Here is a 12,993-nt window from a genome sequence, read left to right as displayed (position 1 = left end):
CGTTCTACGCCCGCTATTTGTTGGTGGCGTCTAATACTTTTATAAAACTCCCGGCCCCCCTTGGGGGCCCCCCGGGGGGGTCCCCCCCCCCCCCCGGCCCCCCCCCCGGGGGGGCCCCCGCTCCGGTGATGAACGACTACTTGCTCTGCTTCTTGTAGACGACCCAAGTTGCAACCATCGCAACTGAGGCCGTGAAGGAGAGCGCGGCCATCGGGGGATTGCTGAAGAACGCGATGACAGCCGTGATGAGGAACAGGCAAGCTGCCGTTAGCGTCAGTAACTTCATTTTGGGCCTAACCGCAGCCGAGCATCGTTGCAAGCGCACTCAATGAATACGCAATACCGCCGATAATGAGTGTCGCACCGCCCGTGAATGCCGCCGCAATCAGTGAACCTGTAGCGACGATATGCCCGAGAAACCCAGCCAAACAGCTAATTTGCTGCCAGTTCATTTCTTCTCCTAGAGAGTGGGGAACAGATTTCCTTGTAACGGATTCCCCCATGGGCAAGATCGAGAACCGCGTCGGATTCAGCCTGCAACATGAAAAAGGCACTAGGTGTTGGGGATAGCAGGAATGAGTGGTGATCGAGGGCGTCTAGGTGCTCTATAGGCCAAATTTGAGTGTTTGTTGGGGTCGTCTAGGTGGCGCCGGTCCTAACGGGGATGCCAGGACTCCGCCATGAAATGGAGCTCAGAACTGGTGGTCTACTGTTTCCGGAATCATCGTCGCCATTGCATCGTTGGTCATGGTGTGGAGATACAGCCGGGAGCTCAGGAACAACCGCCCATCTTGACCGAGCCGGATGAACTGTGGCGAAAACTGTGGAGCACCCGGGCCTACAAGGGCTTTGTCACCATCAACAGGGACACGTATCTGGAGGCCGACGGATCTGTCTCCGAATGGGACGTTATTGCCGGCCCAGATTCGGCTGCCATGCTCGCCTTCACCGAGGGTGGCGCCGAGGTGGTGATGTTTGAACAGTTTCGCGTGGGCCCGGGACGGACACTACTGGAACTTCCCGGCGGCTACGTGAATCAGGGCGAGACCCCGGAATCTGCTGCCAGACGCGAGTTGGCAGAGGAAACCGGCTATGAATCATCGGCGATCTACTACACAGGATCCGAGTGGAGGTCCGCCCGCTCGTCCAGTCGAAAGCATGTGGCTATTGCAGCAGAAGCCCGCCCCGGGGGAGACCCATCGTGGGACGCCTCCGAGGCGGGCTTTGTACGGCTACTCCCGAGCCACGAACTGCTCGATTTCCTTCTCAGCGGTGACCTGACAGACGCTGGACTTGCTTGCCGTGGTTTGTTGAAATTTGCTCTGAGCTCCCAGCAGGACGCTGCCTTGGAGAAGCTTCAGGTGACGGTCCGGAGCCTCCTGTCAGGCTACTGACGCGCCCGCTACCTACCGGGTTTTACCGGTTTCACCACCAGCGCTGAACCGCCGCCTCGACGAACCGGCTCGGCGGCTGCGGTCATCTTTCCGTCTTTACCGAATTCGATGGCCGTCGCAGCACCTATCTCCGCCGCCGATGTGAAGGCATCACCCGCCGGCACCAGTGTGTGGCCAAGCGCCGTCAGCTCCGGACCATAGGTGTCAATGAAGGCAGGCTCGGAACTGACCGTCGCTCCATTCCGCGGTGCGGCACGTGGCGCAGCGAGCGCTTCGGAGACCGTCATGCCCAAATCGACGCGATTGAGGATTGTCTGCAGCACGGTAGTGATAATGGTTGATCCGCCGGGGGACCCCAGTGCCAGGAACGGCTTCTGGTTCTTCAAAATAATGGTCGGCGACATTGAGGAACGCGGCCGTTTGTTCGGCTCGATCCGGTTGGGATCCTTCGGGTCATAGACCGTGCTGAAGTCAGTCAGCTCGTTGTTCAACAGGAAGCCCCGGCCCGGAACAACAATTCCAGAACCGCCGGTCTGCTCGATCGTCAGCGTGTACTCCACCACGTTGCCCCACTTGTCGGCGACCGTCAGATTCGTCGTGGAGATGTTCTCTGTATCCGTCTCATTGGCGAGTGGTGCCACGGCAGCCGGGCACGCGCCGTCGTACGTTTGTATGTTTCCCGCAGCAACAGGCTTAGGGGCGGCCGCCGTGGGATCGATTTCGCATGAGCGTTCCTTGGCGAAAACTGGATCGAGCAGGGCTTGGGTGGGAACATTCACGAAAGCGGGATCGCCCACATAGGCGCCGCGGTCCGCGAAGGCGAGCGAGCTGGCCTCGAAGTAGTGGTGCAGGGCGTCGACCGGCTTCATGTCCTTGAGGTCGTAGTTCTCCAGGATGTTCAGGGACTCACCCACCGTGGTGCCGCCGCTGCTGGAAGGGGCCATGCCGTAGACGTCGTAACCCCGGTATTCCACCTTGGTGGCGTCCTGGTCCAACACCTTGTAGTTGGCAAGATCCTGCGTGGTCATGAAGCCGACTGGAACGGGAAGTTTGGTTTCCGCGGTTTTCGGCGGGGCCTGGACGGTCTTGGCAATCTCCTCCGCGAGCCGACCGCCGTAGAAGGCGTCGGTGCCCTCCTTTGCGAGCAACCTGTACGTCGCCGCGAGGTCATGGTTCTGGAAGACACTTCCGACGGCGGGAGCGTCACCGCCGGGAAGGAACAGATCCCTAGTGGGGGTAAATGCGTCAAAGCGGAGCTTATTGTCCAGTGTTTGTTGCCGGAAGGTCTCGTCCACTACGAAACCGCGGTTAGCCACCTTGATGGCCGGTTTCAGGGCTTCGCCGAGGTCCAACGTGCCCCAACGTTCCAGTGCACGTTCCCACGTCGCAGGTGTGCCTGGGACTCCGACGGACACGCCGCTGGTGACGAGTTCAGGCGTGAAGTTGTACGGCTTCTTGGTGGCCGGGTCGATGAATGCGTCAGTTGGCATGCCCGCCGGAGCGGTTTCACGGCCGTCAATGGTGCTGACGTGTTTGGTCTTCGCGTCGTAAAAGACGAAGTATCCGCCGCCCCCGATGCCTGCGCTGTAGGGTTCGGTAACGCCTAAGGTTGCGGCGGCGGCGACGGCTGCGTCGGCGGCATTGCCACCCCGTTTCAATACGTCGATGGCGGCTGCGGAAGCTTCCGGATCCACGGTGCTGACAGCGCCTCCGTAGCCTGTGGCCGTGGCTTTCTTCTCAGTTTCGCGTGGATCTGCGAAGGCCGGACTGGCCATCGCGCCGCTTGTCACGGTTAGTGCCAAGGCTGCCGTGACAGCAGCCAGTTGACGTCTCACATGTGTCATGGTGTCTCCCAGAGTTGGTCCAGACGGTGATGTGGGTGGACGGTCCGGTCACCCTACCCCGGGGCCTTGCGGGGAACAACGGTTGATTGTTGAAGCGGAATGGGGTGCTAGGCAGGGTTCGAAACCCGGCGGGCAAGGATGGCTCGAACGCCCAGCCCCGCCAATCCGATGGCCAAAGCCAGGAGGATGGTAGGTCCTGCGCCTCCATCGGGGCCAAGCGTAGCTGTCAGTATTTGTCGGCTCATCAAGAGCATTTCCGGGACGTCCCCCGCCACTACGCGTGTCCCCAGGACATATTGGACGGAGGTGAAGAGCGCGGGAACAAACCACAAGAAGGCAAGGTTGGCCACCCAAGCCACGGTGCGGCGGGCGGGCTTGTTGCCGCACCAAGCCAGCGCACAGCCAATCAGTGCGGCAGGGAGCCAGCGCGCAATGGTGGGCACAGCGGTGGGGAGATTGGTGTATCCCGCAACGCTGACCACCCATTCGACTCCCCAAGAGGTGACGGGAACAGCCATGAGTCCCACGCCGATGGTCGTCTTCACCGTTGAAGGTGAGGCCATCAACAGAAGAGCTATCAGTGCGGCAATGATGGATCCGATCACGCCTGCCAGCAGCCCAGCGAGGTAGACGCTGGACATTGATCCGACAGCGAGGCCTTCATTGAGCACCGCGAAGGACTGCGCCGTCGCCGTGAACTGAACTGCGAGAACGCCCCCAGCTGCGCACCACGTGACCAAACGCCGGCGCACCGGTGCCCAGATCCGCACCGTTAATCCGGCGGCAGCACCGCCCACGCCAAGGAGTGCCACGATGCTGGTCAGTTGATACTGGTTAAGGGGCAGCAGCCCCACAGGCATCTGATCCGGCAGGACCTCGGTGGCCCATAGGTTCTGCAAAGGCAACGTCGCGCCGGTGATCCACCAGGGGGCCAAACCAAGTGCTCCAGCAACAATGCCGAGCAACCATCCCAGCGCGGCGTCACTGACGGAGGCCCGCGGAGGTTTGCTGGATGTGGCTTGTCCCATAACGGGCTCTGAGTGGCTCACGGAAGCTCCTAGGGTTGAGTCACGGGGTGGGGCGCCCTGGTCATGGAGCGGAGGGACGATCCATGAATAATACGCCGAATGGATAAACTCGGCATCTATGAGGCTACCGACCCCATGGGATCAACTTCAGAGGTAGCTCTTTACGCTGGCGCGCAGGGCCTCCGTATGTTCGTAGATCTCTTCCAATGAGGTAATTGGAACGCGGGTCTCTTCCTTGTTCGCGTCGAACAGCCCAATGTATTTTTGAATCCGATTGAAATGAAGGCGCGCGATAGGCTTCCGGTTGTTGTCATCCAAGAGGACAGCAAAGTAGGACTTCGCATCCCGCTGAACCACACGATTGGGCTTCACTTCGCTGCAAACAATTGCGCGGACGATCTGGTACCCCTCGATTTCTTCCAGGGTGGTCTCTAATGCGTCAGCGTCTGCCAAGTCAGCTTCGGCAACGGGCTTGCTGGATACGGCAACCGCGGCGATGTCATCATTCGGTAGATACGCTTGCGCACCCAAGGCCTTTTTAGCCTTTCGTTGACCTGATCATTCAGGAATTGCTTGGTCGCCTTGGTGACCAATGCGGTGAATTGCTCTCGAACGCGTTGCGTGTAGGGGCCGGTGTAGACGCGGGAAGTGAGGAACTTTACCCATTCGTCTTCGGGCTCACGGAACTGTGCCGCCAGCGTCCTCTTAAGTTCTCCGATGTACTTCAGTTCCCCAGCAGCGCATAGCGGAGGTTTCGAAGATTAGGACGCGCCGCGGCCGTTTGGTGACTTTCGCCGTACCGTCACCACCAACTTTGAGTGCTGAAGCACCTCGACGCGCGGCGAAAACGGTGTGTCGGACGGCCCCCAGGATCAAAGTAGGTGGTGGCGGTACGCGGCTGCCACCTAGACCACCAGCCGCAACGGCCTCTGCCCCAACTGCACTGTGATCTCCTGTCCCCACGAGGCTGTGAGCCGGTCGTCTTCCATGCCGTCGCCGAACACCACCAGCTGATCGGACGCCACGGTGATCCGGAGCACCTCGCCGGCTTCGAGAACGCCTTCGGTCAACGAGGCGCCGGTGATGGGTGAAGGCCAGGCTTCGCGGACGAACCAAGCGAGCCGCGGATCAGTGGGTGCTGGCAAGGCGCGTCCGCCGCGTTCCAGGGCAATCGAAGCGCACCATCCAGTGGCTCCGGTCCCGGTGGAAACGATAAGGCCTGACGACGATTGCCGCTCCGTCTGCCCGCCGGGCTGGGTGAAACTTGGCGCAGTGATGGAGTACTTCGCCGACTGGTGCGAGGCGTGCCCGACGAAAACTTCGTTGAGCGCCGAAAGCTGCTGACCGTCGTCGAGCGTTGCTGTCACTGTGGTGAGGTCCTGGCACCGCAGCCGCCCCACGTCTCCTGCACGAAGCAGTGCAGCTACCGCCGCCGGGGTGTGTCGGACCAGGACGCCGGGGTTGGCTCCGGGCTCCGGATCTATGCCAATAACCGGCTGGCCACTGAGGTACTTGGCAACATTCGCCACCAGCCCGTCCTGTCCCACCACAGCAATGATGTCCTCGGTTGTGAGCAGGAAGCGGCTCAGGTCCGCGCGTTCCACTTCCGCTGTGCGCCAATCGGCCGGCACTGCCGCTCGAATGGTTGCGAGGGTGCCGGTGAGCCGATCATGCCGGTCCTGCACGTCTTGGATGCTGCGCCCGCGGGTGCGGAGAAAGAACTCCGCTTGACCGCGGGTGGCGTGCCGGTCCAGGAGTTCCTGAAGTTCGGTCCGCCGGTGGACGATGACGATGCGCGGGGTTGCCATGACGGAACCTTACTTGCTGACTTCAGTTGTGGCGGGTTCCTTGAACAGCCCGGCCAGTGCGCCGCTGAGCAGATCCGGAGTGATGGTCAGGTTCCCGATGTTCGGCAGGCTCCCGGCAGCGTCCTTCAAGGCCAGTGCCAAAAGCGTGGCCTGTTCCATATTGCGGTAGACCTCCATGGTGGCGGCCTCGCGGGCGGCGGCTGCTTCACCAACAAGGCGAATCTGGTTTGCCTCGGCCGCTGCGCCAATGCCCTTTCTCTCAGCTGAACCTTGTGCTTCGATGAGCCCTGCTGCTGCCTTCTCTTCGGCTGCGCGGCGGGCGTTCGCGCCCTCCTGGGCCACCAGGTTTTCGCGGCGTACAGCCAGTTCGATCTGGCTCGCCATCTCGTTCTCGGAAATAGTGCGTTCACGTTCGACGGCGACTGCCCGCCTCTCGTACACAGCCCGGTCCGCTTCGGCTTGGAGCTGTTCACGGACGGGAGTCTGCAGCGCACGTTCGACGTCTGATTCAGGCCGCACCGCGAGGACCTGCACAGCCAGGATCTCGATGCCGGTGGACTGCAGCCGGGCATCGGCCCGCAGTGCTTCGGTGAGGACCAGCCGGAGCTGGCTGACGCCGCGTTCGAGTGCCTCGGCGAGCGTGGTGGTGGCGATCTGATCGATCGCGTGGCTTTGGCAGAGCTGCCCGATGATGGTGGACACCTGTTCGCGGCCCGTTGCTGGTGCGGAACCGGCGTTTTGCAGGCCGAAGTCGAGGCGGGTGGACACCGCAACGGGATCGATGAAGCGGTACGTCACGTTTGCTTGAACGCTGACGTCCTGGTGGTCCCGGGTGATGGCGTGGAAGAGGGTGGGCAGTTCCTGGTCGTCCACGGGAACCTCGCTCAGTACAGAGTTTGCGGGGCGGAAGAAGAACGCCTGGCCCACTCCTTGGTGCTTCACTGCGCCCTTCTGCAGGTGCACGACGTAGCCAGTGGGGCTGCCGAGGAAGTGGCTGAGCCAAGGGTAGCGCTTGATGGTGGCCATGATGATCGCTCTCTTTCGTTTAGTTGTCGTCGGATTGACGATAACTAAACCGTAGACGGAAGTGCATATTATTGTCAACATGACGATAAGTGCCTACGATTGATGCATGCCTGAATCCCATCCGGCGCCAGAGCGCTTCCCGGTGACCGTCGACGTCGTTGCCTTGACTGTGCGCAATGGCGCGCTGAACGTCCTTCTCATCACCAGACTTATCGAGCCCTTCCGCGGCAAGCTCGCGCTCCCGGGCGGCTTCGTCCTCGCGGGCGAGGACCTGCTCGAAGCGGCTGCCAGGGAGTTGGCGGAGGAGACCGGTGTTGAGCGCCTTCCTGGCCACTTGGAGCAATTGGGAAGTTATGGCCCGAAGGGACGCGACCCCCGTGGCGATGTCCTTACTGTGGCGCATTTGTTGCTCGCGCCGGATTTTCCGGTGTTGGCTGCTGGCAGCGATGCCGAGCACGCTGCCTGGTATCCGGTTGCTGAGGTTCCAGAGTTGGCCTTCGACCACGCACGAATTCTGGATGACGCCCTGGAACGGGCCAAGTCGAAGCTCGAGTACTCGCCGTTGGGTGCTGCATTCTGCGGCGACGAATTCACTATTGCCCAGCTTCGCTCGGTCTACGAAGCGGTGTGGGGCACCCGCCTGGACCCGCGGAACTTCCATAGAAAAGCGACCGGAACGCCAGGCTTTCTGGAGGACACCGGGCGAATGTCAGCGGGCGACGCCGGGAGGCCGGCTGCGCTGTTCAGGCTCGCCCCCGAAGCACGCCCGACGCCGGGCCAACCCACCCGCGCGGTACTGAACCCGCCGCTGATGCGACCGAGGGACTAAAGCGGGTGACACTGATCTGGGGCAGTTATCGCTCCAATGGCGGTCAGGGCTGCGGTTCCAGCCTCTATCACAAGGTCAATGGCGGCCGCGCTGGGGATGCCGTGGCCCGAAGCCCAGTGTGCCAATGCCATTTCCTGACGTTGTAGGGTTTCGGCCGAGACACCCCTGTTGTTCGCCGTGTTGAATTCACGTGAACGGGGAATCCGGTAGCCCTCACGAGCTAAGCCACCGGCGGCTTCAAAAAAGAGGAACTCGGTCCCGGCTCCTGCCAGCGTCACCGGACCGGCACCCCGGCGAGCGGCGACCGCTAAGGCGATGTCCGTCGTCGTGCCTTCAACGGACTGACTCAAGGATGCCCTTGACCCGGAGTGGAGGCGTTATCGGGTGACTGAGTCGCAGGGGTTCCCCGCCGCGTCCGAATCCACCGGTCAACGAAAACAGCGAGGGCGGCCACAACACAACCCAATGCCAAAGATGGGAGCGGACCCAACGTCGACAAAGAAGCAACGTACGTCCCGAATCCGAACACGAACATCAGAAGACTGCGTCTGGTTTTGGCACTCATGAATCCCCCCAAGAACGCCGTAGTTGGCATGTGGCGAGCCTACCCGGCGTGCGGGCGGGAGCAAGTCAAGCCAGCTTCAGGGGCGGGGGACGGCCGGTTCCTTGCTTGCATCGGCGGCGATCACCCGGTTCAGCTGGCCTAACACCTGCTCCGGTGTCCCGCCAGCGTCCACCACAACAAAGTCGTCAAACTCGGGAAGCGAACGGTACGCGGAACGAAAGGCCAGCAGGTCAGCCAGCGTCTCGTTGTCCGTCCCGCGTGCCGTGACCCGTTGATGGGCGAGTCGGGGGTCGACGTCGAAATGGACGGAGAGGTCCGGCGCTGGGAGCTTTCCCAGCAGCCACGGAAGCAGCCGGCCGCGGCCTAAACCGTTGGCCCGACGCAGCGCGAGCTGGCAGTGCAGGTGCCGGTCCATCACCACCAGTCCGTCGAACCTGTGGGCGCGCGCATGATTGAACAGCACGTTGAACAGCCGGACTGAGGTCTCGATACTGTCGGCCACCCGTGGCGGCAACGTCCACCCAAACCGCTCGGACAACAGGGACAGCCGCCGCCGGGCAGCGTGGTTGGCCAGCAGTAGGGCATTCCGCCCGTCAGCGCGGGCCGATTCAACCAAGGCGCGGGCCGCCGTCGTTTTTCCCGAACCGTCAATTCCAGTCAGAACAATGAGCATGAGGCCTCCCCTCGTTTCCTTTCCAACGAAGTGAGGTGCCAACTTGTGCCGTGATGCGGCGTGAGTCAGCCCACAGGCCGCCACGTGAACCGGGGCTGTTCGCGATTCAGGAACGCGCTGATGCCGATCTCCATGTCCGGGCTGTCCGGCATGGCGCCCCAGGCGTTGGCCCATTCGTGATCGATGTCTGAGTGATCAGTGTCCGTTGCGTCAATCAGCCGCTTCATCGAATGCATGGAGAACTGCGATCGGCTCCGTAACGAACTGACAAGCGCTGCGGACTTTTCCTCAAAGGACCCGGAAGGTACGACGTCGGCCACCAGGCCAAGTGCCCGGGCCTCGGTTGCGCTGAAGGTCTGTCCGGTGAGGAGGATGTACTTTGCATTGGCATGGCCCACCAACCTGACAAGCCGTTCCATGCCGGGACGCGGGTAGATGATTCCGATCTTGGCCGGAGTCAGTCCGATCACGGCGCGCTCATTGGCGATGATGAAGTCACAGGCAGCTGCAATCTGCCAGCCGCCGCCCATGCAGGCGCCGTCCACCAAGGCCACCGTTGGCTTGGAAAGGGAGGAAACGGCGGCATCGGCGCGGCTGAGATGGTCGATGGACGATCCGTCGGGCTGCTGGTCCACCAATACCGAAGCAAGCTCGCTGATGGCTGCCCCCGCGCAGAACGTGCCGCCGGCACCTCGCAGCACAACGACGGCAACGTCGGCGTCGGCGTCCAGGCGCGGCATCAATTCCTGGAATTCCAGGCACATGGCCCGGGTCAGCGCATTCCGCTGTGCAAGGTTGCAGATTTCCACGGTAGCCACGCCGTCAGCGATTGAAACGGAGATGCGGCCCGCACGGGAAGCCTCGGTGCGGGCAGTGTTGGCCGGGGATACGACGGTCATTGCTGTGCTCCCATCGTTTCCGGAACCTGGGCTGAAGCCGGTTGGCACACAACGCGGCCCTCGCGCTCAAGCCGGGTGACGTCGTCGTGCGTCATTCCGCGTTCCAGCAGTACCTCTGCGGTGTGCTCGCCCAGCAGGGGCGGCGGTGAGAGGATTTCGCTGGCCTCGCCATCCAGGCTGAGTGGCCCACGAAGAAGGGGGAGGCGGGATCCGTCCCGCCGCTGGCGTTGCTGCACGAGTCCCAATGCGGCAACCTGCTCCGATGCCAGGGCCTGCGTGTAGTCGTAGATGGGGCCGCAGGGGATGCCGGCCTGGCTGATCAGGGGAACCCATTCGGCGGCGGTCTTCGAAGAAAGTGCTGTTTCAATAAGCTCCGTCAACTGGTCCCTGTTGGCCGACCGGTCCGCTCCAGTGATGAAGCGGGGGTCATCCACGGCGGAGGCAGCGCCCAGGAGCCCACAAAAGGCCCGCCATTGCTTGTCGCTGCCTACAGCGATGTTGATGGATTCCGTGGCCGTAGCGAACATTCCGTAGGGCGCGATGACGGGGTGGTTGTTGCCCTGCGGCGTGGGTGCTTCGCCGAGGCTGAGTGCTTTCTGCCCTTGGAAAGCGGAGAGGTTCAGGGCGGTCTCCAGCAAGGAGGTGGACACTCGGCTGGGTCGTTCGCCGTTCCGGACTCCCAGGAGCGCTGAAACGATGCCGAACGCACAGATCATTCCGGAGGTGATGTCCACGATTGGCACGCCCACACGGTAGGCCGAGCCAGGCCCGGGACCTGTCACCGACATCAGCCCGGACATGCCCTGGATGACCTGGTCCAGTCCGGCGTCGTCCTTGAGGGGGCCGGTGTTGCCGAAACCTGTGACGGATCCAAGCACGAGGCCTGGGTTGAGCTCTTCCAGCCGGGAGGCCGTGAACCCCATCTTGTCCAGCGTTCCGGGCTTGAAGTTCTCCACCAGGACATCGGCGTCGGCGATCAATCCGGAGAGGATGGCGCGGCCCTCTTCCGAATAGAAATCGATGCACACGGACACTTTGTTGCGGTTGACGGAGTCGAAATAGAGGCTGTGGCCATCCTGGAAGGGAGGCCATTGGCGGGCGGTATCACCCCCGTTGACGCTTTCAACTTTGATGATCCTGGCGCCCATATCGGCCAGGAGGGCTGTGCAGTAGGGGCCTGCGAGGGCTCGGCTGAGATCGATCACGGTGATTCCGCGAAGTGGTTTGAGCATGGAGGGCACCTTTCGTGCGACGGAAAAACTTGCGCAATCGGCAACGGTTCACTAGATGAACCGTTGGTTCATTTTGGGAAGTCGCCTGTAATGTAGGGCACTGGGAGTAGTCGGTCAAGCGGGAGGGTGCATGAGTACGCAGAGCGTTGTCACGGCCATCAGGGTGCTGGAGGCCGTCTCGGACAACCAGCCCGCCGGATTATCGGAGCTCAGCCGGGAAGTTGATGTGCCCAAGGCAACCGTGCTCCGAATGCTGAGGACGCTGGCCGAACTGGGCTGGGTGGCGCAGTCCGAAGTCCAAGCCAGCAAATGGGTTCTGACCAACCACGCCTTCGCCGTTGCCAGCCGGGGAAGCAGTGGCTCGGCCATCCGCGATGCCGCCATGGGCCCGCTGAATGCGCTGCAGTTGGACACCACCGAGACGGTGCACCTGGCAGTGCCGGACCGCGGCTACATGCTCATCATCGAACGCCTCGACACTCCGCACGTCTTGAGGGCCTTCCTCCCGCTGGGGTCGAGGCTGCCCATGCATGCTTCTTCCACGGGCATGGCCTACTTGTCGGCTGCTGATGAGGCCTTCGTGAACGATTACCTTGCCGGACCACTTGAAGCGTTGACGCCACAAACCGTTGTGGATCCCACGCAACTTCGCGCGATGATCGTGGACACCCGGGCCCGCGGATACTCCATCAATGAGCAAGGTCTCAGTACGGGCATCACCTCGATCGGCGTCCCGCTGCTGGGGCCGGGCGGCGTGACGGCGGGATCCATCTCCATCTCGGGCCCCTCAAGCCGGATTGTTCCGGACAAGTACCAGGAATACGGAGAGGCTGCTGCCGGAACTGCCCACGAGATCAGTCGGGCCCTCGGTGCCTTCTCGACCAAGGGATACTAAGTTTCCTGACCAAAATACTTCGCCGCGACGCAAAGGGTGCTTATTATGAGGCTGTGAACGTGCTCCGCCCGGGCAACCGTTCCGTTTGAGCCTTTCCCGGGTGGGTACGCAAGCGATGTGGAGACGAAATTCTCCAATCGGTGCCCGTTGGCATGGGTGGCGCTCCATCAGTGGAGTACCAGCGGACGCCTTCCTGAATAGACAACAGTTATTGAAGGGATGCGTAGCTCAATGAACACACTCTTAATAATCGCCGGTGTTATCGCGATCATCTTGCTCCTCGTTGGCGGACTTAACCAGGCGCTCAGCTTCTTGCTATGGGTGGGAATCATCCTGCTTGTGCTGGCCGTGCTCGGCTGGGTTCTGGGCCGCGGGCGGTCTCGCGTATGACGACTGATCCTGGTGAAGTTGCCGGTTTCGAGCAGGTTCGCGATGGGACGACAACCCCCGGACATCCAATCCCGAGGGACCCGGCAGTCGCCCAGTCGGGTGGCCAGGTTCCAGTGGGTGATGCCTCGTCGGAAAGTCCGGACGACGCCGTCGACGCTGGACCCAGCGAGTCAGCCAACCCACCTGGGCCGGCGGAAGAAAAGGACGAAAAGACTGCGGACGGCCGTGGTCTGACAACCGAAACCAGTCCTGCGGATTGATCGGGCCAAGTGGGGGGGGGGGGGGGGGGGGGGGCCCGCGGGGGGGGGGGGGGGGGGGGGGGGGGGGGGGGGGGGGGGGGGGGGGGGGGGGGGGGGGGGGGGGGGGGGGGGGGGGGGGGGGGGGGGGGGGGGGGGGGGGGGGGGGGGGGG

General features: G+C 62.4%; 15 protein-coding genes and 1 pseudogene. 5 read left to right on the top strand and 11 right to left on the bottom strand.

Translation table 11 applies throughout. The features are described from left to right. Positions 1-136: 136 nt before the first annotated feature. Together LN996_RS21965 and LN996_RS21960 are read right to left on the bottom strand one after the other, a co-directional pair. Entirely contained in the window at positions 137-286 is a 150-nt protein-coding gene (locus LN996_RS21965; protein WP_231343153.1) for a hypothetical protein, read from the bottom strand. 7 nt (positions 287-293) lie between these two features. Continuing rightward, complete coding sequence (locus tag LN996_RS21960; RefSeq protein ID WP_231343151.1) at positions 294-452, bottom strand: hypothetical protein; 159 nt, start codon at positions 450-452, stop codon at positions 294-296. Positions 453-791: 339 nt separating this feature from the next. Here LN996_RS21960 and LN996_RS21955 point away from each other — a divergent pair, with 339 nt between their 5' ends. Beyond that, positions 792-1,394, top strand: coding sequence for an NUDIX hydrolase (locus LN996_RS21955; RefSeq protein ID WP_231343146.1), 603 nt, complete (start codon positions 792-794; stop codon positions 1,392-1,394). Positions 1,395-1,402: 8 nt separating this feature from the next. Here LN996_RS21955 and ggt read toward each other — a convergent pair whose 3' ends face one another. From ggt to LN996_RS21930, 5 genes and pseudogenes are all read right to left on the bottom strand, one after another. Beyond that, positions 1,403-3,238, bottom strand: coding sequence for a gamma-glutamyltransferase (gene ggt / locus LN996_RS21950; RefSeq protein ID WP_231343145.1), 1,836 nt, complete (start codon positions 3,236-3,238; stop codon positions 1,403-1,405). Positions 3,239-3,345: 107 nt separating this feature from the next. Further along, entirely contained in the window at positions 3,346-4,287 is a 942-nt protein-coding gene (locus LN996_RS21945) for a hypothetical protein (protein ID WP_231343144.1), read from the bottom strand. 126 nt (positions 4,288-4,413) lie between these two features. Continuing rightward, positions 4,414-5,012 (bottom strand): annotated as a pseudogene (locus tag LN996_RS21940) (restriction endonuclease); the annotation flags it as partial. Between the two features lie 159 nt (positions 5,013-5,171). Further along, positions 5,172-6,074 (bottom strand): hypothetical protein, encoded by a 903-nt coding sequence (locus LN996_RS21935; RefSeq protein ID WP_231343143.1) that lies wholly within the window; start codon positions 6,072-6,074, stop codon positions 5,172-5,174. 9 nt (positions 6,075-6,083) lie between these two features. Then, a complete protein-coding gene (locus LN996_RS21930; RefSeq protein ID WP_231343141.1) occupies positions 6,084-7,100 on the bottom strand; it encodes an SPFH domain-containing protein in 1,017 nt (338 codons plus the stop codon). Positions 7,101-7,206: 106 nt separating this feature from the next. On the opposite strand from LN996_RS21930, the gene LN996_RS21925 reads away from it, so the two are divergent. Next, positions 7,207-7,929: an NUDIX domain-containing protein gene (locus tag LN996_RS21925; protein WP_231343139.1), complete on the top strand. Its 723-nt coding sequence runs from the start codon at positions 7,207-7,209 to the stop codon at positions 7,927-7,929. Here the strand turns inward: LN996_RS21925 and LN996_RS21920 are convergent. The 4 genes from LN996_RS21920 to LN996_RS21905 form a co-directional block, all read right to left on the bottom strand. Next, complete coding sequence (locus tag LN996_RS21920) at positions 7,926-8,279, bottom strand: hypothetical protein (RefSeq protein WP_231343135.1); 354 nt, start codon at positions 8,277-8,279, stop codon at positions 7,926-7,928. The two genes, LN996_RS21925 and LN996_RS21920, sit on opposite strands and share 4 nt — an antisense overlap. 291 nt (positions 8,280-8,570) lie before the next feature. Further along, the gene (locus LN996_RS21915) at positions 8,571-9,167 is read right to left on the bottom strand and encodes an AAA family ATPase (RefSeq protein WP_231343133.1); all 597 of its coding nucleotides are present in this window, start codon (positions 9,165-9,167) and stop codon (positions 8,571-8,573) included. A 65-nt stretch (positions 9,168-9,232) separates the two neighbouring features. Next, positions 9,233-10,066, bottom strand: coding sequence for an enoyl-CoA hydratase/isomerase family protein (locus LN996_RS21910; RefSeq protein ID WP_231343132.1), 834 nt, complete (start codon positions 10,064-10,066; stop codon positions 9,233-9,235). Then, positions 10,063-11,298 carry a CaiB/BaiF CoA-transferase family protein gene (locus LN996_RS21905; protein WP_231343131.1) on the bottom strand — a complete coding sequence of 412 codons (1,236 nt, stop codon included), beginning with the start codon at positions 11,296-11,298 and terminating at the stop codon, positions 10,063-10,065. Before LN996_RS21905 ends, LN996_RS21910 begins: the two co-directional genes overlap by 4 nt. 130 nt (positions 11,299-11,428) lie before the next feature. On the opposite strand from LN996_RS21905, the gene LN996_RS21900 reads away from it, so the two are divergent. From LN996_RS21900 to LN996_RS21890, 3 genes are all read left to right on the top strand, one after another. Continuing rightward, positions 11,429-12,193, top strand: a complete 765-nt coding sequence (locus LN996_RS21900) for an IclR family transcriptional regulator (protein ID WP_231343130.1) — start codon at positions 11,429-11,431, stop codon at positions 12,191-12,193. Positions 12,194-12,424: 231 nt separating this feature from the next. Then, the gene (locus tag LN996_RS21895) at positions 12,425-12,583 is read left to right on the top strand and encodes a hypothetical protein (RefSeq protein WP_175538650.1); all 159 of its coding nucleotides are present in this window, start codon (positions 12,425-12,427) and stop codon (positions 12,581-12,583) included. After that, entirely contained in the window at positions 12,580-12,843 is a 264-nt protein-coding gene (locus LN996_RS21890; protein ID WP_231343129.1) for a hypothetical protein, read from the top strand. Before LN996_RS21895 ends, LN996_RS21890 begins: the two co-directional genes overlap by 4 nt. The last annotated feature ends 150 nt before the right edge of the window (positions 12,844-12,993 follow it).

The organism is Arthrobacter sp. AK01, assembly GCF_021109375.1.
Classification (GTDB): Bacteria; Actinomycetota; Actinomycetes; order Actinomycetales; family Micrococcaceae; genus Arthrobacter.
This window is presented reverse-complemented; position numbering and strand designations above follow the sequence as displayed.

What these genes read in the sequence shown, in the direction of transcription:
- LN996_RS21965 (WP_231343153.1), bottom strand. Translation starts at nt 286, where the DNA reads ATGAAGTTACTGACGCTAACGGCAGCTTGCCTGTTCCTCATCACGGCT.
- LN996_RS21960 (WP_231343151.1), bottom strand. Translation starts at nt 452, where the DNA reads ATGAACTGGCAGCAAATTAGCTGTTTGGCTGGGTTTCTCGGGCATATC.
- ggt (WP_231343145.1), bottom strand. Translation starts at nt 3,238, where the DNA reads ATGACACATGTGAGACGTCAACTGGCTGCTGTCACGGCAGCCTTGGCA.
- LN996_RS21935 (WP_231343143.1), bottom strand. Translation starts at nt 6,074, where the DNA reads ATGGCAACCCCGCGCATCGTCATCGTCCACCGGCGGACCGAACTTCAG.
- LN996_RS21930 (WP_231343141.1), bottom strand. Translation starts at nt 7,100, where the DNA reads ATGGCCACCATCAAGCGCTACCCTTGGCTCAGCCACTTCCTCGGCAGC.
- LN996_RS21925 (WP_231343139.1), top strand. Translation starts at nt 7,207, where the DNA reads ATGCCTGAATCCCATCCGGCGCCAGAGCGCTTCCCGGTGACCGTCGAC.
- LN996_RS21915 (WP_231343133.1), bottom strand. Translation starts at nt 9,167, where the DNA reads ATGCTCATTGTTCTGACTGGAATTGACGGTTCGGGAAAAACGACGGCG.
- LN996_RS21910 (WP_231343132.1), bottom strand. Translation starts at nt 10,066, where the DNA reads ATGACCGTCGTATCCCCGGCCAACACTGCCCGCACCGAGGCTTCCCGT.
- LN996_RS21905 (WP_231343131.1), bottom strand. Translation starts at nt 11,298, where the DNA reads ATGCTCAAACCACTTCGCGGAATCACCGTGATCGATCTCAGCCGAGCC.
- LN996_RS21900 (WP_231343130.1), top strand. Translation starts at nt 11,429, where the DNA reads ATGAGTACGCAGAGCGTTGTCACGGCCATCAGGGTGCTGGAGGCCGTC.
- LN996_RS21895 (WP_175538650.1), top strand. Translation starts at nt 12,425, where the DNA reads ATGAACACACTCTTAATAATCGCCGGTGTTATCGCGATCATCTTGCTC.
- LN996_RS21890 (WP_231343129.1), top strand. Translation starts at nt 12,580, where the DNA reads ATGACGACTGATCCTGGTGAAGTTGCCGGTTTCGAGCAGGTTCGCGAT.